This window comes from Streptomyces sp. NPDC004435, from assembly GCF_042873895.1.
Classification (GTDB): domain Bacteria; phylum Actinomycetota; class Actinomycetes; order Streptomycetales; family Streptomycetaceae; genus Streptomyces.
On sequence record NZ_JBIAMB010000001.1, the window covers coordinates 586,508 to 606,632 of the forward strand.

Genomic DNA, 20,125 nt, shown 5'->3' on the forward strand with positions numbered 1-20,125 from the left:
GGTCGCAAAGCCTCGGACGTCGGCTACGCCCCGTCGCCGCGGTCCGCCAGGGCGGGGTGAAGCTCCGGCCTGGCGGCCCACCACTCCTGGTGGAAGGGGTTGTTGGTGACGTTGGCCAGGTACGCCTCGGCCGCCGCGCGGTAGAGGAGGTCCGCGTGGCGGGCGGAGACCGTGGAGCGGTTCCAGGCCAGGCGGATGCGGCCGGTCACCGGGTCGCCCTCCAGCGGGCGCAGGACCGTGCCGTCGGTGGGCGGGGCCGTGGGCTGGCTCAGGGAGATCGCGCGGCCCGAGGCGATCAGGTCGTAGTGGATCTTCCGGTCGGAGACCCGGTGCCGCAGTGACGGGGTGAAGCCGGCCCGCTCGCAGGCCGCGGTCAGCGCCTCGGGGCCGCCGTCGTCGTCCTCGACCAGCGTCATCCAGGACTCGCCCGCCAGCTCGGCCAGCGGAATCCGCTCCTTCGCGGCCAGCGGGTGCTCCGCGGACAGACGTACGCAGAACGGTTCCTTCGCGATGAGCGTCCGGGCCGTCGTGCCCTGCGGCAGCGGCACCTCGTGGTCGTTGACCTCGCCGTACAGCACCGCGTCGTAGCGGCCCGCGCCGAGCTGCCGGGTCAGCGTCGTCGCCGAGTGCTCCACCGTCACCGCGATCTCCCGCCCGGCCACGACCTGGTCGAGCCGGCCCAGCAGGGTGTCCACGAGCACCAGCAGGATGCAGCCGAGCCGCAGCGGGGTGTCCGGGTCGGCGGCCCGCGCCCCGGCCGCGAGCGCGTCCATCTCGCCGAGCACGAGCCGGGCCTTGGAGAGGACGAACTCCCCCAGCGGGGTGGGCTCCACCCCGCGCCGGCCGCGCAGGAACAACTCCCCGCCCGCGACCCGCTCGATCCGCCGCAACTGCGCCGAGAGGGCCGGCTGCGAGACGCCGAGGAGCTGCGCCGCGCGGCCGAGACTGCCCGCCTCCGCAATCCGGCAGACGGCTTCCAGATGCCTCAACTCCAGCTGCATTTCAGCAGCGTACGCAGGGCCGGACGGCCGCACCATAACCCGCGTCTTATGCCGGATGAGATGTCCCGAACTGGCCATGTCCACGCCCATACTCGGCGCGACGATCCGTCTCCCCCACCCTGAACGGAGCACGACGTTGCACCCCACCAGACTCACCGCGGCCGTGGCCGCCCTGGCCCTCTCGGCGAGCCTCGCGACCGCCCTGGCCGGACCCGCGGCCGCGGCCCCGAAGGAGCAGCCGGTCCCGCCGGGCCAGGGCAGGTCCCTCGCCCTGGCAGCCGCCGACACCGCCGCCGCCAGCGGTCTCGACGAACTGCGCCACGGCGCCGACGAGGACCTCGTCCGGACCTCGGTCACCCCGTGGTCGAACGGCCTCTACTACGCCGCCTACCAGCGGACGTACAAGGGCCTCCCGGTCCACGGCGGCGGTGACGCCGTCGTCCTCTCCGACTCCTCCGGCAAGGTCCGCGACGTCACCGGCGCCCCGGCCCCCGCCCTGAAGCTGGCCACCACCGCCCGAGTGACCTCCGCCGCCGCCCTCGCCACGGCCCGCGGCCGGCTGGCCGTCGTGGAGAGCGCGAGCGCCCCCGAACTCACCGTGCTCCTCAAGGCGGGCAAGCCCGTCCTCGCCTGGCACACCCTGGTCGTCGGCCGCACCGCGAAGGACGTGCCCAGCTCGCTCGACACCTATGTCGACGCCCGCACCGGCAAGGTCGCCCAGGCCACCGACAAGATCCGGCACGCCGACGGGCGCGGCTACCACAACGGCAACGTCACCATCGACACCGCCGCCGGCTCCATGACCGACACCAGCCGCGGCGGCTTCAAGTGCGGCGGCCAGAACGGCAGCGCGTACACCGGCTCCTCCCCGTGGGGCAACGGCGGCGCCAACGATCTCGTCACCGCCTGCGTCGACATCATGTACGCGGCCCAGCGCGAGTCCGACATGCTCAAGGAGTGGTTCGGCTACAACGGCATCAACGGGCAGGGCGGCATGGTCCCGGCCCGGGCCGGGCTCTCCCAGGTCAACGCCTACTACGACGGCACGAAGACCACGTACGGGCGCAACCAGAACGGCACCAACCAGCTCACCGGCATCGACGTCGTGGCCCACGAGTACGGCCACGAGATCTTCGACCGGACCCCGGGCTCGGCCGGCTCGTCCAACGAGAACGGCGGCATGAACGAGTCCACCGGTGACATCTTCGGCGCGCTCACGGAGCACTACGCGAACAACCCGAACGACACCCCGGACTACACGGTCGGCGAGGAGCTGAACTTCACCGGCAACAACCAGCCCATCCGCAACATGTACAACCCCTCGCTCATCAACAACGACCCCAACTGCTACCCGCAGCTGACCTCGGGCACCGAGGTGCACGCGGCGGCCGGCCCGCAGAACCACTGGTTCTACCTGCTCGCCGAGGGCTCCAACCCCGGCGGCGGCAAGCCCAGCAGCCCGATATGTTCCGGCGGCCCGTCCTCCGTGACCGGCATCGGCATCCAGAAGGCCGGCAAGATCTTCATGGGCGCCCTGCTGCTGAAGACCTCCACCTGGAACCACCCCGCGGCCCGCCGCGCCACCCTCACCACCGCCAAGAACACCTACGGCGCCACCGAGTGCAACGCGGTGAAGGCGGCCTGGAACGCGATCGGGGTCCCGGCCCAGTCCGGCGAGACCGACTGCGGCGGCACCACCAACCCGGACTTCTCGCTCTCCCTGAACCCGTCCTCGGGCTCGGCCCAGCCCGACACCTCCGTCACCACCAAGGTGAGCACGAGCACCACCGGCGGCTCCGCGCAGACCGTCCAGCTCTCCGCGAGCGGTGCCCCCGGCGGCGTCAGCGTCTCCTTCGACCCGGCCTCGGTGACCTCCGGCAGCTCCTCGACGATGACCGTCAAGGTCGCCGCGGGCACCCCGAACGGCACCTACCCGATCACCGTCACCGGTACGGGCTCCGCGACCCACACCGTCACCTACCAGCTGACGGTCGGCTCCGGCACCCCGCCCACCGGCTGCGACAACAGCGAGTACACCTACCGGGGCACGCTGGCCTCCGGTCAGGCCGGCGTCCAGCCGGACGGCTCGTACTACTACGCGGCGAGCACCGGCACCCACACCGGCTGCCTGCGCGGCCCGGCCGGCACCGACTTCGACCTCTACCTGCAGAAGTGGAACGGGGCGGGCTGGGTGGACGTGGCCGTCGGCGGCACCGCGGGCGCCGACGAGGACACGAGCTACCGGGGCACCGCGGGCTACTACCGCTACGTCGTGCACGCCTACAGCGGCTCCGGCGCCTACACGCTGGGCCTGAGCGCCCCGTGACGGGCGACGCGAGCGCCCCGGTGCGGGGCGCCTGACACCCCGCACCGGGGGAGGGAGACCGTACGGCGGACCGGGGGTTCTGTCGTACGGCCTCCCGGGCCGGGCCGCCGGAGTCCCACGGCGGCCCGGCCCCTTCCGCGTCCGGCCGGCGCTCAGCCCACCTCGGCGAGCACGAAGCACGGCTTCTCCGGCCCCGCGTCGGCGAGCCGGCCGCCGTCGGGACCCCAGACCCCGGACCTGCCCCCGCCGTCGCCGACCTCGCTCGGACCCAGGGCGTTGCCCAGCGCGACGAAGAGGCCGAAGTCCCGGGCCCTGACCGGGTAGACGGTCTCGAAGGAGTCGTTGTCGGCCTCCAGCATCGAACTCGCCAGATAGACCGCGCAGCCGTCGGCGGCGGCCCGCTCGGCGAGCTCCGGGAAGCGGTTGTCGTAACAGGTGGCGAGAGCGAACCGGACCCCGTCGAGCGTGAACCGCCCGTCGGCCGTGCCCGCCGTGAAGGTGTCCTGCTCGTCCCCGTGGTACAGGTGCCGCTTGTCGTAGCGGGCCAGCGTCGCACCGTCCGGGCCGATCACCAGCGTCGCCAGTCCCGGCAGCGAACCCCCGCCCCGCACCGGCCCGTTGACGACCGCCGCCGTGCCGGCGTCGCGGCAGGCGTCGCGGACCGGCTCCAGCCGGGGATCGTCCTCGGCGAGCGTCAGACCGGGGCGCTCCCGGATCAGGGCCGTGTCGTAGCCGGTGAGCGACAGCTCGGCGAAGACGACGACCTGGGCGCCGGCGCCCCCGGCCTCCCGGACCAGGCCGGCGATCGTACGGACATTGGCCTCGATGTCCCCGGGGACCGGGGCGAACTGGGCGGCGGCGAGCTTCATGGCCCCCATGCTCGCACCTCCGCGGCGGGCCCCCGCGCCCGCTCCCCGCTCCCCGCCGGCGGATCCCCGCGAGCACCCCCCGAGGTCCGGGCCGCACCTCCCCGGGCGGCCCCCGCGCCCCCCGGTCCCGCGAAAACCTAGGGCGTCCGACCGTCGTCGCTCCTAGACTCGCCGGCAGCGGCGCCGCGCGCGGGGTCGCAGGGTGCGGGGCCGTGGCAGAGCGGTCGATTGCGGACCCGGGTCGAGGAGGTCCCCGAGGCCCGGGAAGAGGGAGCGGTCGCCGGACCTGGCGGCAGGCTCGCGCGGGTTCGAATCCCGCCGGCCCCGCACCCGTCCCGTACGCCCGCTACGCCTCCGGGGAGCCTGGAGCGGAGCCCGGAGCGGAGCCCGCGAGCAGCCGGAGGAAGTCCCGGAAGGCGCCCGGCATGTCGACGGCGGACGGGTCGAGGAGCCACTGGTACTGGAGGCCGTCCAGCACGGCCGTGAGCAGGGGGGCGGCCCGCTCGGGGGTGAGCCCGCCCGGCAGCCGCTCGCCGAACTCCAGCCGCAGCACATCCGTCATGCTCGCGCGCACCTGCGCGTACCGCTCGGTGAAGAACTCCCGGGCCGGATGCCCGTCCGTGACGCTCTCGCCGAGCAGCGCGGAGAAGGTCTGCACGATCCCGGGCCGCATCGCGTTGTACTCCACCAGCGACTCCAGCAGGTCGAGCCGCCAGCCCTCCCGGCCCCGGCCGCCGCTGGTGTCCCAGCGGTCGCGCTCCTCCAGGACGGCGACGAGCAGGGCCTCCTTGGTGGGGAAGTAGTGCAGCAGGCCCTGCTGGGTCAGGCCGACGCGCTCGGCGACGGAGCCGAGCGTGGCGCCCCGATAGCCGCGCTCCGCGATCACCTCCAGGGCGGCGCGCAGGATCTCCGCGCGGCGCTCCTCGCTCCTGGTCCGAGCCATGGTCCGGCCCCCTTTCCGCGGGTCCCCGTCGACAGGACCGTACGGCATGGCCCGCGCCCCGACGAGCTTGGATAACGAAGAGATCACATCACCTACCGATTTACAGGTAAGTGGGTTCATGATGGCCGGACCAGCACTTCAACGCGGAGGTACGGACGTGAACGAGGACGCCGTGCGCGAGGCAGCGGTCGAGGCCGCACTCGCCCAGCTCGACCTGGACGCCAAGACCCGGCTGCTCGGCGGCCAGGACATGTGGTCCCTGCCCGCCCTGCCGGAGATCGGCCTCGCCTCGCTCGTGATGTCCGACGGCCCCATCGGTGTCCGCGGCGTGCGCTGGACCGCCGACGACCCGTCCGTCGCCCTGCCGTCCCCGACCGCGCTCGCCGCCACCTGGGACCCCGCCCTCGCCCGCCGGGCCGGCCGGCTCCTCGCCCAGGAGGCCCGCCGCAAGGGCGTCCACGTCCTGCTCGCCCCCACCGTCAACCTGCACCGCACCCCGCTCGGCGGCCGCCACTTCGAGGCGTACAGCGAGGACCCGTACCTCACCGGCGCCATCGGCACCGGCTACGTCCAGGGCGTCCAGGACGGCGGCGTCGGCACCACCGTCAAGCACTTCGTCGCCAACGACGCCGAGACCGACCGCTTCACCGTCGACAACACGATCGCCCCGCGCCCGCTCCGCGAGCTCTACCTCGCCCCCTTCGAGGCGATCGTCGAGAACGCCCACCCCTGGGGCATCATGACCGCCTACAACCAGGTCAACGGCGTGACCATGACCGAGCACCGCCACCTCGTCAACGAGGTCCTGCGCGGGGAATGGGGCTTCGACGGCGTCAACGTCTCCGACTGGATGGCCGCCCGCTCCACCACCGGCGACATCGACGGCGGCCTCGACGTGGCCATGCCCGGCCCCGGCACCGTCTACGGCGAGCACCTGGCCGCCGCCGTCCGGGCCGGCGAGGTCGAGGAGTCCGCGGTCGACGCCGCCGTACGGAACGTGCTCCGGCTCGCCGCCCGCGTCGGCGCCCTCGAAGGCGCCCCCGCCGCCGTCCCCGAGCCCCCCGCCCCCGTCGACGGCGACGCCCTCGCCCGCGAGGTCGCCCGCCGCGGCTTCGTCCTCGTCCGGAACGAGAACGGCGCGCTGCCCCTGCGGCCCGGCACCGTCGCGCTGTCCGGCGCCGCCGCCCGCGACGCCCGCGTCCTGGGCGGCGGCTCCGCCCAGGTCTTCCCCGAGCACGTCGTCTCCCCGCTCGACGGACTCACCGCCGCCCTCGGGGCGCTTCCCGGCGGGGCCTCGCTCACCTATGTGATCGGCGCCGACCCCAGCGACGAACTCGCCCCCGCGGACCAGGGCTTCACCCTCCGCGCGGTCTGCCGCGACGCCGACGGCGCCGTCCTCGGCGAGGGCAGCCTCCCCAACGGCCAGGTCCAGTGGATCGGCGACGACCTCCCGGCCGGCGTCACCCACGACGCCCTCGCCTCCATCGAGGTCACCGGCGTCTTCACCCCCCGCGAGTCCGGCGCCCACGCCTTCGGCACCCGCGGCCTCGGCGCCTTCACCCTCACCGTCGACGGACGCGAACTCTTCGACGGCGTCCAGGCGATGGGACCCGAGACCGACCCCTTCGAAGCCTTCTTCGGCTCCCCGGTCGAGCGCGGCACCGTCGAGCTCACCGCCGGGCGGACCGTCGAGGTCTCCCTCCGGCACACCCTCGCCAAGGAGTTCGCCGCCCCGCTCCCCGCGGTCATGTTCTCCTTCGTCCACCTCGGTCCCCGCCGTGACCCCGACGAACTGATCGCCGAAGCCGTCGAGGCCGCCCGCGCCGCCGACACCGCCGTCGTGGTCGTCGCCACCACCGAACGCGTCGAGTCCGAGGGCTTCGACCGCAAGGACCTCGCCCTGCCCGGCCGCCAGGACGACCTCGTCCGCGCCGTCGCCGCCGCCAACCCGAACACGGTCGTCGTCGTCAACGCCGGCTCACCGGTCGAACTGCCCTGGCGCGACGAGGTCGCCGCGATCCTGCTGAGCTGGTTCCCCGGCCAGGAGGGCGGCGCCGCCCTCGCCGACGTCCTCACCGGCGCCGAGGAGCCCGGCGGCCGCCTCCCCACCACCTGGCCCGTCGCCCTCGCCGACGTCCCCGTCACCGAGGTCACCCCCACCGAGGGCGTACTCGACTACACCGAGGGCCTGTTCATCGGCTACCGCGCCTGGGACAAGGCCGGCGCCGTCCCCGCGTACCCCTTCGGCCACGGCCTCGGCTACACCACCTGGTCGTACGACTCCGTCACCGCGACCCCGGAGACCGTCACCGTCCGCCTCACCAACACCGGCGACCGCCCCGGCCGCGAGACCGTCCAGCTCTACCTCGCGCCCGTACGGGACACCGTCGAGCGCCCCGCCCGCTGGCTGGCCGCCTTCGCCGGGGTCGAAGCCGCGCCCGGCGAGACCGTCGAGACGGTGATCGCCCTCCCGCGCCGCGCCTTCGAGATCTGGGACGAGGAGAAGAACGCCTGGACCGCCGTCCCCGGCCGCTACGAACTCCACGCCGCCCACTCCCTGACCGACGCCCGCCTCACCACCGAGGTCGAGCTGTAGGCACCCCCGGACCGGCCCCGGGGCGGGAACTGACGCCCGCCCCGGGGCTACTTCCCCGTGATCCTCCGGTACGCCAGCTCCGCCAGGCGCGCCTGGCCCGCGCGGCTCGGATGGAACCAGTCCCAGCCGCTCAGCAGCGACCCGTCGAAACGGAAGCCGAACACCGCGCCGCCGTCGTACCGGCAGAGCCCGTCCGCCGCGCAGACCTCCGCCAGGACCTCGTTGTACGCCACCACCCGGTCGCGCACCGCCGCCCGGCGCTTCCCGGCCGCCGCGCCCAGGTCCTCCGGATCCGCCAGCATCGAACCGCAGACGCCCAGCTCCCAGACCCGCAGCGCCGTCGGGCTCGTCCGGCCGGTGTCCCACAGCCGCAGCAGGTCCGGCACGCTCGCCACATAGACCCGCGCCTCGGGTGCGCCCTTCCGCAGCCGGGCCATCGCCGTCTCGAACGACCGGCGGAACTCGGCCACCGACGTCATCCCCGCCGGGGTCGGCCGGCAGGCGTCGTTCGCGCCGATCATCACCGTGACCAGGCCGGGCCGTTCGGCCGCCGCCCGCGCCATCTGCTCGGGCAGCGCCGCCACCCGGGCGCCGCTGCGCGCCAGGTTCCAGCTGTTCCCGGCCACCCGCCCGGTGCCGAGCAGCCGCAGCGCCAGACTGTTCACCGCCGGATCCGTCCCGGTCGCCCAGGACGCCTCGGGACAGTCCGCGAGCAGCGCGCAGGCGTCGAACGCGCGGGTGAGGGAGTCGCCGACGGCGGCGACGGAGCCGGGAGCGACGTCCCACGGCGAGGCCGGCGCAGGGGTCGGCGTGGGTGTCGGCGTGCGCGGCGGTGTGGGTGTCGGCGTGGGCTTCGGCTCCGGCGGGTGCGCCGAAGCCGTCGCGGGGGCGGCCGGCCCGGCCGCCGGGCCGCTCGTGCAGCCCGCGAGCGAGGCCGCCGCGAGCACGGCGCCCACGGCGGCGGTACGGAATCGGCGACGACCGTACGGCACCGGCCCCTCCTTCGCGCTGGCGGCCTCCTGGCGGGTGAAAGCTTGGTGTCCACCCGCCCCCGGACCGACCGTACGTCACCCCGATGACGGTGCGGCACGGTAGCTTTTCCCCCGTCGAACCTGCGGCGCGCCCGCGCCGACCGGCTCCGGTAAATTACATCACGTCACATGCTGTCCCTTTTCAGAAGGTTTGCGGAGTTCTTCGCCTGATGCTGTTTACCGAGGCCGCTGGGAAGGCGAACCTCGTCCCACACTGGAGGTCCCGGTGACGACACGTGGAGTCCTGTACGTACACTCCGCACCGCGCGCGCTCTGCCCGCACGTCGAATGGGCGGTGGCGGGCGTCCTCGGTGCGAGGGTCCAGCTCGACTGGATCCGCCAGCCCGCGGCGCCCGGCACCTGGAGAGCCGAGTTCTCCTGGCAGGCCGAGACCGGCACCGCCTCCAAACTCGCCTCCGCGCTGCGCGGCTGGCAGATGCTGCGCTTCGAGGTGACCGCCGAGCCCTGCCCGACCGCCGAGGGCGAGCGCTACAGCGCCACCCCCGACCTGGGCATCTTCCACGCGGTCACCGGCATGCACGGCGACATCCTCGTCCCCGAGGACCGTCTGCGCGCCGCCCTCGTCCGCGCCGCCCAGGGCGAGACCGTGCTGGAGGCCGAGATCGCCAAGCTCCTCGGCAAGCCCTGGGACGACGAGCTGGAGCCCTTCCGCTACGCGGGCGAGGGAGCCCCGGTCCGCTGGCTTCACCAGGTCGTCTGAGGGCGTTCACCCGGGCCCGATAGCTTCCCGCACCTGGGCGCGCAGGGGGCGCGCCGGGGCGGGGGGACGGCATGACAGGTCTGCGCAGAACGGCCGGGGCGGTCGCCGTCACCCTGGCGTCGGCCGCGCTGGGCGCGGCCCTGGTGCTGCTGGCCGGACTCGCGTACCAACTCGTGGACGGCGACGTGACCCGCCCGATGGTGGCCTGGATCCTCGGGCTGCTGCTCGCCGCGGTCCTGCTCTTCGGGGCCTTCGGAGGCACGCTCCCCGACGACCCGGCGGGCGCGGCGGACGGCCCGGACGGCGGCTCGGGCGGCGCCCCGGACGACGGCTCCGGCACGCCGGAAGGGGACTGGTACGACGCGCTCGTCTTCGGCCTCGTCCTGCTCGGGCTCGTCGCCGGAGGCCCCCTCGGCATCGCCGGCTACGAGGCCCTGCGGCCGGAGCGGCCGCCGGCCGTGGCACCGGCCCCTCCCTCCGCGCCCCCGGCGCCCGGCGTCAGGTGAGGCGGGGACGCCGTCGTCCCCGTCCGGCTCACCGGCCTCTCGGCTTACGCCGTCCGGGACGGGGCCGTCCGGTGGAACGTTCCGTCTCCGCCGCGCGAGGGCGTCCGCGCGACGAGCGAGGGTCCCGGGCGGCACACACGGAAGGCCCGCCCCCGTACCCGGGGGCGGGCCTCCTGTGTGGCGTCGTGTGTCAGATCGTGCGGAACGCGAGGACCACGTTGTGGCCGCCGAAGCCGAACGAGTTGTTGACCGCGGCGATCGTGCCCTGGGGGAGGGCGCGGGGCTCGCCGCGGACGATGTCGGCCTCGACCTCGGGGTCCAGGTCGTCGATGTTGATGGTCGGCGGGGCCAGGCGGTGGTGGAGCGCCAGGACCGTCGCGACGGTCTCGATGCCGCCGGCGCCGCCCAGCAGGTGACCGGTCATCGACTTCGTCGCGGAGACCGCCACGTGGTCGAGGTCGTCGCCGAAGACCTTCCGCAGCGCCTTGATCTCGGCGACGTCGCCCTGCGGCGTCGACGTGGCGTGCGCGTTGAGGTGCACGACCTCGGACGGCTTCAGGTCGGTGGAGTCCAGCAGGTGCTGGAGCGCGGAGGCGATGCCCCGGCCGGTCGGCTCGGGCTGCGCGATGTGGTGGCTGTCGGCCGACAGGCCCTGCCCCAGCGCCTCGCAGTAGATCTTCGCGCCGCGGGCCCTGGCGTGCTCCTCGGACTCCAGGATCACGACACCGGCACCCTCACCGAGCACGAAGCCGTCGCGCGCGGTGTCGTAGGGGCGCGAGGCCTTCGTCGGCTCGTCGTTGCTCTTCGACATCGCCATCATGTTGGCGAAGGCGGCGATCGGCAGCGGGTGGATCGCGGCCTCGGTGCCACCGGCGACGACCACGTCGGCACGGCCGCTGCGGATCATCTCGATGGCGTAGCCGATCGCCTCGGCGCCCGACGCGCAGGCGGAGACCGGGGTGTGGACGCCGGCGCGGGCGTTCACCTCCAGACCCACGTTGGCGGAGGGGCCGTTCGGCATCAGCATGGGCACGGTGTGCGGGGAGACGCGGCGGACGCCCTTCTCCTTGAGCACGTCGTACTGGTCGAGCAGGGTCGTCACGCCGCCGATGCCGGAGGCGATGACGGAACCGAGCCGCTCGGGGGCGATCGCGGCGTCCTCGCCGGCCGGAGCGGTGTAACCCGCGTCGGCCCACGCCTCACGGGCCGCGATCAGCGCGAACTGCGCCGAGCGGTCCAGCTTGCGCGCGAGCGGGCGGGGCAGTACCTCGCCCGGGTCGACCGCGGCGAACGCGGCGATCTGGACGGGAAGTTCGGCGAAGCGCTCGCCCTCGAGGGGCTTGACGCCGGAGCGTCCCGCAAGAAGACCTTCCCAGGTCGTTGCGGAGTCGCCACCCAGCGGTGTGGTTGCGCCGATACCGGTGACGACCACGGTGCGATTGGTCGAGCTCACAGGAATTCGTTCTCCATGTGTGTGATGGTCGAAGACGGCGCCACCGCCGGGTGGCGGACCGAATCAGCGGGGACCGGGCCCGGTAGGGCCCTGGTCCACCAGGGCCGAATCAGGCCTGGTGCTTGAGGATGTAGTCGACAGCGTCGCCCACGGTCTTGAGGTTCTTGACGTCCTCGTCGGGGATCTTGACGTCGAAGCGCTCCTCGGCGGCGACGACGACCTCGACCATGGACAGGGAGTCGACGTCCAGGTCGTCGGTGAAGGACTTGTCCAGCTGGACGTCCTCGACCGGGATGCCGGCGATCTCGTTCACGATCTCGGCGAGACCTTCGACGAGCTGCTCCTGGGTGAAGGCCATGGTGGCGCTCCTTCTGTGGTTGCTTCGGTGGGTTGGCGTCCGGGAGATCCCGGTCGCCTAGGGGAGAGTAACGACCGTCGCGGCGAACACGAGACCCGCCCCGAAGCCGATGACGAGCGCGGTGTCCCCGCTCTTCGCTTGTCCGGTCGCCAGGAGCCGCTCCATCGCGAGCGGGATCGAGGCGGCCGAGGTGTTGCCGGTGGTCTCGACGTCACGGGCGACCGTGACGTGCTCCGGCAGCTTCAGGGTCTTCACCATCGAGTCGATGATCCGCATGTTGGCCTGGTGCGGGATGAAGACGTCCAGGTCGTCCGGGGAGATGCCGGCGGCGTCGAGCGCCTCCTTGGCCACCTTCGCCATCTCGAAGACGGCCCAGCGGAAGACCGCCTGGCCCTCCTGCGTGATGGCGGGGAACTTGATCTCTCCGGCCTCGTTGAGGGGCAGGGTGGAGACGTCGCCGATGTGGAACTCGTTCCACGGGACGGTCTGCTTGATCGTCTCGGACTTGTCGCCCTCGGAGCCCCAGACGGTCGGGCCGATGTGCGGCACGTCGGAGGGGCCGACCACGACCGCGCCGGCGCCGTCGCCGAACAGGAAGGCCGTCGCGCGGTCCTCCAGGTCCGTCAGGTCGCTCAGCCGCTCGACGCCGATCACCAGGACGTACTCCGCCGAGCCCTCGACGATCATGCCCTTGGCGAGGGTCAGGCCGTAGCCGAAGCCCGCGCAGCCGGCGGAGATGTCGAAGGCCGCCGGCTTCCCGGCACCGATCTTGTCCGCGATCTCGGTGGCGACCGCCGGGGTCTGCTTGAAGTGCGAGACGGTCGAGACGACGACGGCGCCGATCTGCTCCGGGGTGATCCCGGCCTCGGCGATCGCCTTGCCCGACGCCTCCACCGACATGGCGGTGACGGTCTCCTCGGGGGAGGCCCAGTGGCGGGTGGCGATGCCCGAGCGCGAACGGATCCACTCGTCGGACGAGTCGATCTTCTCGAGGATCACCTCGTTCGGCACGACCCGGGCCGGGCGGTAACCGCCGACGCCCATGATCCGCGCGTACGGGGCGCCCTTGCTGGGCTTGATCTTCGACATGCTTCTCGACACTCCTCGTCAGACGGCCGTGTGCTCGGCGACGAGCGTACGGGCCGCGTCCAGGTCGTCGGGGGTCTTCAGCGCCACCGTGGCCACGCCCGGCAGCGCGCGCTTGGCGAGGCCGGTGAGGGTGCCGCCGGGGCAGACCTCGATGAGCGCGGTCGCGCCCCGTGCCTGGAAGGTCTCCATGCACAGGTCCCAGCGGACCGGGTTGGCGACCTGGCCGACCAGCCGCGCGAGGACCTCGGCGCCGGTGGCGACGGCCTGCCCGTCCTTGTTGGAGACGTACGGCACGGTCGGGTCGGCCGGGGACAGCTCCCGGGCGGCCTGCTCCAGGGTGGCGACCGCGGGTGCCATGTGGTGCGTGTGGAAGGCGCCGGCGACCTTGAGCGCGACGACCCGGCGGACGCCCTCGGGCTTGTCCGCCTCCAGGGCGGCCAGCTGCTCCAGCGTGCCGGCGGCCACGATCTGGCCCGCGCCGTTCACGTTGGCCGGGGTCAGGCCGAGCTTCTCCAGGTGCGGGACGGTCACCTCGGGGTCGCCGCCGAGCAGGGCGGACATGCCGGTCGGGGCGATCGCGGCGGCCTCGGCCATCGCGAGACCGCGGGTGCGGACCAGCTTCAGGGCGGCGGTGTCCTCGAGGACGCCCGCGAGGACGGCGGCCGTGAACTCGCCGACGCTGTGGCCGGCGACAGCGTCGGGGGCCGTCTGCCCGAGGGCGGCGGCGGAGAGGAGGCCGGCCGCGACGAGCAGCGGCTGGGCCACGGCGGTGTCACGGATGTCGTCCGCGTCCGCCTTCGTGCCGTAGTGGACGAGGTCGAGCCCGATGGCGTCGGACCAGGCCGCGAGGCGGTCGGCGGCGCCGGGGAGTTCGAGCCAGGGGGTCAGGAAGCCGGGCGTCTGGGCGCCTTGGCCGGGAGCGACGAGTACGAGCACCCTCACACTCTCTCTTGGGGACGGCGTCCGGCGCCCGTGGGGACTAGGACGAAGAACCGTCGGGGTAATTGTTGGTGTTCGACAAAAGTCTAGGACTGGCCGTCCGCCTCGGCCAAGCGTCCGAGGATCAGGGCGATCCGCAGGGTGAACGCGGATCGGACATCGGAGGGTGACCAGCCGGTGACGTCGGTCACACGTCGAAGCCGGTAGCGCACGGTGTTCGGGTGGACGAAGAGCATCCTCGCCGCGCCTTCGAGACTGCTGGCCTGTTCCAGATAGACACTCAGAGTTTCCAGCAGCGCCGAGCCCGCTTCCTCCAGCGGTCTGTAGATCTCCTCCACCAGCTGCTCGCGCGCCGAAGGGTCCGAGGCGATGGCGCGCTCCGGAAGGAGATCGTCCGCGAGCACCGGCCGGGGCGCGTCCTGCCACGCCGTGCACGCCTTCAGTCCGGCCGCCGCGGCCTGCGCGGACCGGGTCGCCGCCAGCAGGTCGGGCACCACGGGACCGGCCACGACCGGGCCCGCCGCGTACGGCCCGATCAGCGCCTTCGCCACCCCGAGCGGATTGTCGGAGCCGCCCGCGATCACCACCAGGCGGTTGCCGAGCACCCCGGTCAGGACCTGGAGCTTGGCGTGCCGGGCGGCCCGCCGGATCGCCTCCACGGTCAGCTCGCTGTCGCCGTCGGGGGCGGTGCCGAGCACCACGCACACGTGGTCCGGCGAGTTCCAGCCCAGCGCGGCGGCCCGCGAGACGGCGCCCTCGTCGGCCTCGCCGGACAGCACCGCGTTCACCACCAGCGACTCCAGGCGGGCGTCCCAGGCGCCCCGCGCCTCCGCCGCCTGCGCGTACACCTGGGCGGTCGCGAAGGCGATCTCCCGCGCGTAGACGAGGAGCGCCTCGCGCAGCACCGACTCGTCGCCGGGCGCCGCGACGTCCTCGATCGCGACCTCCATGACCTCGATCGTCGTCCGGACCATCTCCACGGTCTGGCGGAGCGTGATCGCCCGGGTCAGCTCGCGCGGGGCCGTGCCGAAGACGTCCGTCGAGATCGCCTGCGGCGTCTCGGGGTGCCGGAACCACTCGGTGAACGCGGCGATGCCCGCCTGCGCCACCAGACCGATCCACGAGCGGTTCTCGGGCGGCATCGCCCGGTACCACGGCAGCGTCTCGTCCATGCGGGCGATGGCGTTCGCGGCGAGCCGCCCGGAGGACTGTTCGAGGCGCTTCAGGGTCGCGGCGTGCGGATGGGCGGCGTTCGTGGGTTCAGACACGGGGACAAGACTGCCTCATCCGGGCACCGGCGTGCAGGGTCGGGGCGGTTTCGCCCGCGCCGCTCCGGCTACCGTACGCAGGGTGATCCGTATCCAGCGCTCCGGCGACCGGTACCCGGGCGGCGACCCCGGGGCCGGCATCGAGACCCGGCACGCCCTCTCCTTCGGGTCGTACTACGACCCCGACAACCTCCGTTTCGGCCCGCTCCTCGCCGTCAACGAGGAGCGGCTGGCCCCCGGCGCGGGCTTCGACGAGCACCCGCACTCCCACACGGAGATCGTGACGTGGGTGGTGGAGGGGGAGCTCATCCACCGCGACACCACCGGCCACGAGACGGTCGTCCGCCCCGGCGACCTCCAGCACCTCTCCTCGGCGGCCGGCGTACGGCACGTCGAGCGCAACGCCGGCGACGTACCCCTGGCCTTCGTCCAGATGTGGCTGGCCCCTCGCGAGGCCGGCGGGGAGCCCGCGTACACCCTCGTCCGCGGGCTACCGGGCCGGTACGAGCTCCCGGCCGCCGGCGCCACCCTCCACGTCCACCGCCTGGCGCCCAACGAGAAGGCGGAGCTGCCCGCCGCCGCGGCCCTCTACGTCCACGTGGTCCGGGGGACGGTCGCCCTGGGCGGCGAGGAACTGGAGCCCGGCGACGCGGCACGCGTGACGGAGGCGGCGGGGCTGACGCTCCGGGCGGCCACCGCCGCGGAGGCACTCGTCTGGGAGTCGGGCGGCGCCTGAGGCGGCCCTTCAGCCCAGCGCGCTCTTCGCCTTCCAGGCCGTCCAGGACAGGTTCCACGCCCCGTACCCGTTCCCCTCGGCGACGACGCCCTTCGTGTCGCCGCCGCGGATCTCGAACGGGTCCCCGACATTCACGCTCGCGTAGAACGAGGCCGCGTCCTCCGTACTCATCCCGATGCACCCCGAACTGGCGTTGACGCGGCCGAAGTTCCCCGCGTTCCACGGCGCCGCGTGCGCGTACATCCCCGACCACGTCAGCCGCATCGAGTAGTCGACCATCTTGTCGTAGGCGTCGCCGAGGCCGACGGTCTCCGAGTTCATGTTGATCGTCCCCTCCTTCGCCATCAGCACGGCCGTCCCCCGCCAGGACCGCTTGTCGCCGCCGGGCGTCCCGCCCGACACCGGGATCGTCCGGACCGCGCGCCCGTCCTTCACCAGCGTCAGCCGCTTCGTGTCCAGGTCCACCTTCACTACCTGCGAGGCGCCGATCGTGAAGCCGGTCCGGTAGTCGCGGACGAACCAACCGCCGCCCGAGTCCGTCCCGTTCAGGTCCGCCTCCAGCGTGACCTTCGTCCCCGGCTTCCAGTACGCGCGGGGCCGCCAGTCCACCCGGTCCCGGCCGGAGTGGTCGGTCACCCAACCCCAGGAACCCTCGGTGCCGTTCGAGGTGGTGACCTTCAACTGCCGCTCCACGTCGGCCTTCTTCGTCACCGGCCGATCGAAGACGATCGACAGCGGCTGCCCGACACCGACGGTGGTGTTCTTCCCGGGCGCGAGCGTCAGCTTGTTGACCTCCCCGGCCTCCGGCGTGGTGAAGGTGGACCGCGTCGTGGTCTCCTTCCCGCCGGAGGTACGGGTCACCGCCTCGACCGTGTACGAGGCACCCGGCACCGCCTTCCGGTCCGAGGTCCAGCGGGCCCCGCCCGCCGCCGACTTCCCGGCCAGCTTCCCGCCCTTCCCGTCCGTGACCGTCACCGACGAGAAGGTCCCGCCGGCCGCCGTCACCGTCACCGGCTTCCCGGCCGTCCGGTCCACCACCGTCACCTTCGCGGGCGGCCCGTCCTGCCCGGCGCCCCCCGAGGGGCCGCCCGAGGAGCCGGGACCGCTCGCGGCCTGGGCCGTGCACGCGGTGAGGGAGACGGCCAGGGCGACGGCGGCCAGGGCGGGGCGGGACGTGCGTATCGGCGGCACGGAGCACCTCCGGAAGAGGAGAGAAAAGGGTGGGATGCCCGGACTCTAGGCCGCCCCGCCCACCCTCCGCCCCGCCCGGGGCCCATGTGACGAGGGCTGATGGGAAACGGTCATCGTCCCGTCACACACGCCGCGCGGACCCGTCTCATCCGGCTGTGAGCCTGCTGTGCGCCGCGCCACCGAGGGGGCGGACGAACCAAGGAGGCTCTCGTTGTGTCAGCGCTGCTCGTGACGCCCGCACCCGTCAAGCGCCGTCCCGCCGCCGTGCCGGCCGCCGGCCCGGTCCGGCTCGGCCCCGTGACCGCCGAGGTCTACCGCGCCTTCCTCGCGTCCCGCGCGACGGGACCCGACGGGCCCAGCTTCCTCCAGCTCCCCGCCTGGGCCCAGGTGAAGGACGGCTGGAGCCACCAGCTCATCGGCTGGGGACCCGAGTCGGGAGAGCTGACCGGCGCCGCCCTCGTCCTGCTGCGGACCTTCCCCGGCACCCGCAAGCACTTCGCCTACCTCCCCGAGGGACCCGTCGCCGACTGGGCCGACCCGGACCTCGACCGCTGGCTCGACCCGCTCCTCGCCCATCTGCGGGCCTCCGGCGCCTTCGCCGTACGCATCGGCCCCGGCCCCGACCACCGCCGCTGGACAGCCGCCACCGTCAAGGCCGCCGGCGGACCCGGCCGCCGGCTCGGCGACGTCCTCGCCGACGAGGTCGACCCGCTCGGCACCGCCGTCGCCGAACGCCTCCGCGCCCGCGGCTGGAAGCGCTGCGGCGGCGACTCCGAGGACGGCGCCGACGCCCAGCCCCGCCACGTCTTCCAGGTCCCGCTCACCGGCCGCACCCCCGACGACCTGTGGTCCGGCCTCAACCAGGAATGGCGGCGCAACGTCCGCAAGGCCCGCAAGTCCGGCGTCGAGATCACCGTCGGCTCCGCCGCCGACCTGCCCGAGTTCCACCGCCTGCTCCGCATCACCGAGGAGCGCGACGGCTTCCGCCTCGGCCGCTCCCTCGCCTACTACGAGCGCCAGTACGCCGTCCTCAACGCCGAGCACCCCGGCCGGATGAAGCTCTACCTCGCCCGCCACGAGGGCGAGATCCTCGCCGCCCACACCATGATCACCGTCGGCCGGCGGGTCTGGTACCAGACCGGCGCCTCCGCCGACCACCGCCGCGAGGTCCGCCCCTCCAACGCCCTGCAGTGGCGGATGCTCCTCGACGCCCAGGCCCTCGGAGCGGACGTCTACGACCTGCGCGGGGTACCCTCCACCCTCGATCCGGACGACCGCGCCCACGGACTGCTGCGCTGGAAGCTCGGCACGGGCGGACAGGTCGTCGAGACGCTGGGGGAGTGGGAGACACCGATGCACGGCACGACCAACCAGGCGCTGTACCGCGCCTTCCAGGCATACATGAACCGCCGATGAGCAACGGCACCACCCTCGCCCCGCCCCCGCCCACCCGGCGCAAGCCCGCCTCCGCGCTCCGCAGCGGCGCCCTCATGGCCGCCGGATCGCTGGTCTCCCGGGCCACCGGCTTCGTCCGCGCCTCCGTCGTCGCCGCCGCCCTCGGCGCGGGCGTGGTCGCCGACGGCTACGCGGTGGGCAACTCCGTCCCCACCATCGTCTACATGCTGCTCCTCGGCGGCGCCCTCAACGCCGTCTTCGTACCCGAACTGGTCAAGGCCGCCAAGGAGCACGAGGACGGCGGCGCCGCCTACACCGACCGGCTCCTCACCCTCTGCGCCCTCGCCCTCGCCGCCCTCACCGCCGGCGCCGTCCTCGCCGCGCCCCTCGTCGTCGACACCTACACCGACTACACGGGCGGCCAGCGGGACCTCACGATCGCCTTCACGCGCGCGTGCCTCCCGCAGATCCTCTTCCTCGGCCTCTTCACCCTCCTCGGCCAGGTCCTCAACGCCCGCGGCCGCTTCGGCGCCATGATGTGGACCCCGGTCCTCAACAACGTCGTGGTCGTCGCCGTCTTCGGCCTCTTCCTCGTGGTCAGCGACGGCGGAGAACTCACCCCCGGCGAGACCGCCCTCCTCGGCTGGGGCACCACCGCCGGCATCGCCGCCCAGGCCCTCGCCCTGCTGCCCTCGCTGCGCGCCGCCCGCTTCCGCTTCCGGCCCCGCTTCGACTGGCGCGGCAGCGGCCTCACCGCCCCGCTCCGGGCCGCCGGCTGGCTGGTGCTCCTGGTCGCCGTCAACCAGGCCGCCTACTGGGTCACCACCTGGGTCGCCACCTCCACGGGCAGCGCCGAGACCGGCGCGGACGCCGGCCTCGCCGCGGCGACCGGCGGCGTCGCCGGCCTCGCCGTGTACAACAACGCCTACCTCCTGTGGGCCGTCCCGCACGGCATCGTCACCGTCTCCCTCGTCACCGCCCTCATGCCCCGGATGAGCGGCGCCGCCGCCGACGGCGACCTCGCGGGCGTCCGCCGGGACGTCTCCTACGCCCAGCGCACCACGTCCGCCGCCGTCGTCCCCGCCGCCTGCGCCCTCTTCGCCCTCGCCACCCCGCTGATGAGCGCCGTCTTCGGCCACGGCGCCACCGACGAGGCCGACGTCCGCGCCATGGCCTGGACGCTGACCGCCTTCGCCCCCGGCCTGATCGCCTTCTCCGGCCAGTACGTGTGCACCCGCGCCTTCTACGCGCTCCGCGACACCCGCACCCCCTTCCTGCTCAACCTGGTGATCGCCGGCCTCAACGCGGGCCTCTCGCTCGCCGCGTACCACTGGCTGCCCGCCCACTGGGTCGTCGCCGGCATGGCCGCCGGCTACTCGCTCGCCCTCTGGGCCGGCTGGGGACTCACCGCGTACGTCCTCCGGCGGCGCCTCCCCGCGGCGAAGGACGGCGGCGACGGCCTCGGCCGGCTGCTGACCGCCGCGATCCCCGCCACCGGCTACGGGCTCCTCGTCACCGACACCACCGCCCCGGCCGGCGCCGTCCTCTCCGGTCTCGCCGGCGCGGCCACCGTCCTCGGCGTCTTCGCCCTCCTCGCCCGGCCGCTGCGCCTCACCGAGGTCTCCGCCCTCCTGGCCAAGGCCACCGGGCGTCTCACCCGCCGCACCTGACCTCACCCACCAGGAGACTCCCCGAGCCGGGGC

17 protein-coding genes are annotated in these 20,125 nt (G+C 73.7%); 7 read left to right on the top strand and 10 right to left on the bottom strand.

The features are described from left to right. Nucleotides 1–23 precede the first annotated feature (23 nt). A complete protein-coding gene (locus tag ACFYT9_RS02545; protein ID WP_387274606.1) occupies nt 24–1,001 on the bottom strand; it encodes a LysR family transcriptional regulator in 978 nt (325 codons plus the stop codon). 136 nt (nt 1,002–1,137) lie between these two features. Here ACFYT9_RS02545 and ACFYT9_RS02550 point away from each other — a divergent pair, with 136 nt between their 5' ends. Further along, complete coding sequence (locus ACFYT9_RS02550; RefSeq protein ID WP_389160458.1) at nt 1,138–3,327, top strand: M4 family metallopeptidase; 2,190 nt, start codon at nt 1,138–1,140, stop codon at nt 3,325–3,327. 152 nt (nt 3,328–3,479) lie between these two features. Here the strand turns inward: ACFYT9_RS02550 and ACFYT9_RS02555 are convergent, their stop codons facing one another. Then, the gene (locus tag ACFYT9_RS02555; RefSeq protein ID WP_389160459.1) at nt 3,480–4,205 is read right to left on the bottom strand and encodes a carbon-nitrogen hydrolase family protein; all 726 of its coding nucleotides are present in this window, start codon (nt 4,203–4,205) and stop codon (nt 3,480–3,482) included. A gap of 337 nt (nt 4,206–4,542) precedes the next feature. Beyond that, the gene (locus ACFYT9_RS02560; RefSeq protein ID WP_389160461.1) at nt 4,543–5,139 is read right to left on the bottom strand and encodes a TetR/AcrR family transcriptional regulator; all 597 of its coding nucleotides are present in this window, start codon (nt 5,137–5,139) and stop codon (nt 4,543–4,545) included. Nucleotides 5,140–5,260: 121 nt separating this feature from the next. On the opposite strand from ACFYT9_RS02560, the gene ACFYT9_RS02565 reads away from it, so the two are divergent. After that, nucleotides 5,261–7,735 (top strand): glycoside hydrolase family 3 protein, encoded by a 2,475-nt coding sequence (locus ACFYT9_RS02565; RefSeq protein ID WP_389160620.1) that lies wholly within the window; start codon nt 5,261–5,263, stop codon nt 7,733–7,735. A 47-nt stretch (nt 7,736–7,782) separates the two neighbouring features. Here the strand turns inward: ACFYT9_RS02565 and ACFYT9_RS02570 are convergent, their stop codons facing one another. After that, nucleotides 7,783–8,727: an SGNH/GDSL hydrolase family protein gene (locus tag ACFYT9_RS02570; protein ID WP_389160463.1), complete on the bottom strand. Its 945-nt coding sequence runs from the start codon at nt 8,725–8,727 to the stop codon at nt 7,783–7,785. Nucleotides 8,728–8,992: 265 nt separating this feature from the next. Here ACFYT9_RS02570 and ACFYT9_RS02575 point away from each other — a divergent pair, with 265 nt between their 5' ends. Continuing rightward, a complete protein-coding gene (locus ACFYT9_RS02575) occupies nt 8,993–9,487 on the top strand; it encodes a DUF3145 domain-containing protein (protein WP_376606204.1) in 495 nt (164 codons plus the stop codon). A 71-nt stretch (nt 9,488–9,558) separates the two neighbouring features. Next, a complete protein-coding gene (locus tag ACFYT9_RS02580; protein ID WP_389160465.1) occupies nt 9,559–9,993 on the top strand; it encodes a hypothetical protein in 435 nt (144 codons plus the stop codon). A gap of 190 nt (nt 9,994–10,183) precedes the next feature. Here ACFYT9_RS02580 and fabF read toward each other — a convergent pair whose 3' ends face one another. The 5 genes from fabF to ACFYT9_RS02605 all read right to left on the bottom strand — a co-directional run bounded on the left by fabF (nt 10,184) and on the right by ACFYT9_RS02605 (nt 15,100). Next, nucleotides 10,184–11,446 carry a beta-ketoacyl-ACP synthase II gene (gene fabF, locus ACFYT9_RS02585; RefSeq protein ID WP_376602442.1) on the bottom strand — a complete coding sequence of 421 codons (1,263 nt, stop codon included), beginning with the start codon at nt 11,444–11,446 and terminating at the stop codon, nt 10,184–10,186. 109 nt (nt 11,447–11,555) lie between these two features. Next, a complete protein-coding gene (locus ACFYT9_RS02590; protein ID WP_030756408.1) occupies nt 11,556–11,804 on the bottom strand; it encodes an acyl carrier protein in 249 nt (82 codons plus the stop codon). Nucleotides 11,805–11,861: 57 nt separating this feature from the next. Then, nucleotides 11,862–12,893, bottom strand: a complete 1,032-nt coding sequence (locus ACFYT9_RS02595; RefSeq protein ID WP_376602441.1) for a ketoacyl-ACP synthase III — start codon at nt 12,891–12,893, stop codon at nt 11,862–11,864. Nucleotides 12,894–12,911: 18 nt separating this feature from the next. Then, nucleotides 12,912–13,829, bottom strand: coding sequence for an ACP S-malonyltransferase (locus tag ACFYT9_RS02600; RefSeq protein WP_389160466.1), 918 nt, complete (start codon nt 13,827–13,829; stop codon nt 12,912–12,914). 89 nt (nt 13,830–13,918) lie between these two features. After that, a complete protein-coding gene (locus tag ACFYT9_RS02605; RefSeq protein WP_376602439.1) occupies nt 13,919–15,100 on the bottom strand; it encodes a PucR family transcriptional regulator in 1,182 nt (393 codons plus the stop codon). Nucleotides 15,101–15,182: 82 nt separating this feature from the next. Between ACFYT9_RS02605 and ACFYT9_RS02610 the strand changes: the two genes are divergently transcribed. Continuing rightward, nucleotides 15,183–15,836: a pirin family protein gene (locus ACFYT9_RS02610; RefSeq protein ID WP_389160469.1), complete on the top strand. Its 654-nt coding sequence runs from the start codon at nt 15,183–15,185 to the stop codon at nt 15,834–15,836. 9 nt (nt 15,837–15,845) lie between these two features. On the opposite strand, the gene ACFYT9_RS02615 is transcribed toward ACFYT9_RS02610, so the two are convergent. Beyond that, a complete protein-coding gene (locus ACFYT9_RS02615; RefSeq protein WP_389160471.1) occupies nt 15,846–17,027 on the bottom strand; it encodes an Ig-like domain-containing protein in 1,182 nt (393 codons plus the stop codon). A 264-nt stretch (nt 17,028–17,291) separates the two neighbouring features. Between ACFYT9_RS02615 and ACFYT9_RS02620 the strand changes: the two genes are divergently transcribed. Together ACFYT9_RS02620 and murJ are read left to right on the top strand one after the other, a co-directional pair. Next, complete coding sequence (locus ACFYT9_RS02620; protein WP_387276324.1) at nt 17,292–18,443, top strand: lipid II:glycine glycyltransferase FemX; 1,152 nt, start codon at nt 17,292–17,294, stop codon at nt 18,441–18,443. Continuing rightward, nucleotides 18,440–20,092, top strand: a complete 1,653-nt coding sequence (gene murJ, locus ACFYT9_RS02625; protein ID WP_389160473.1) for a murein biosynthesis integral membrane protein MurJ — start codon at nt 18,440–18,442, stop codon at nt 20,090–20,092. The genes ACFYT9_RS02620 and murJ overlap by 4 nt, the downstream gene beginning before the upstream one ends. Nucleotides 20,093–20,125: the final 33 nt, after the last annotated feature.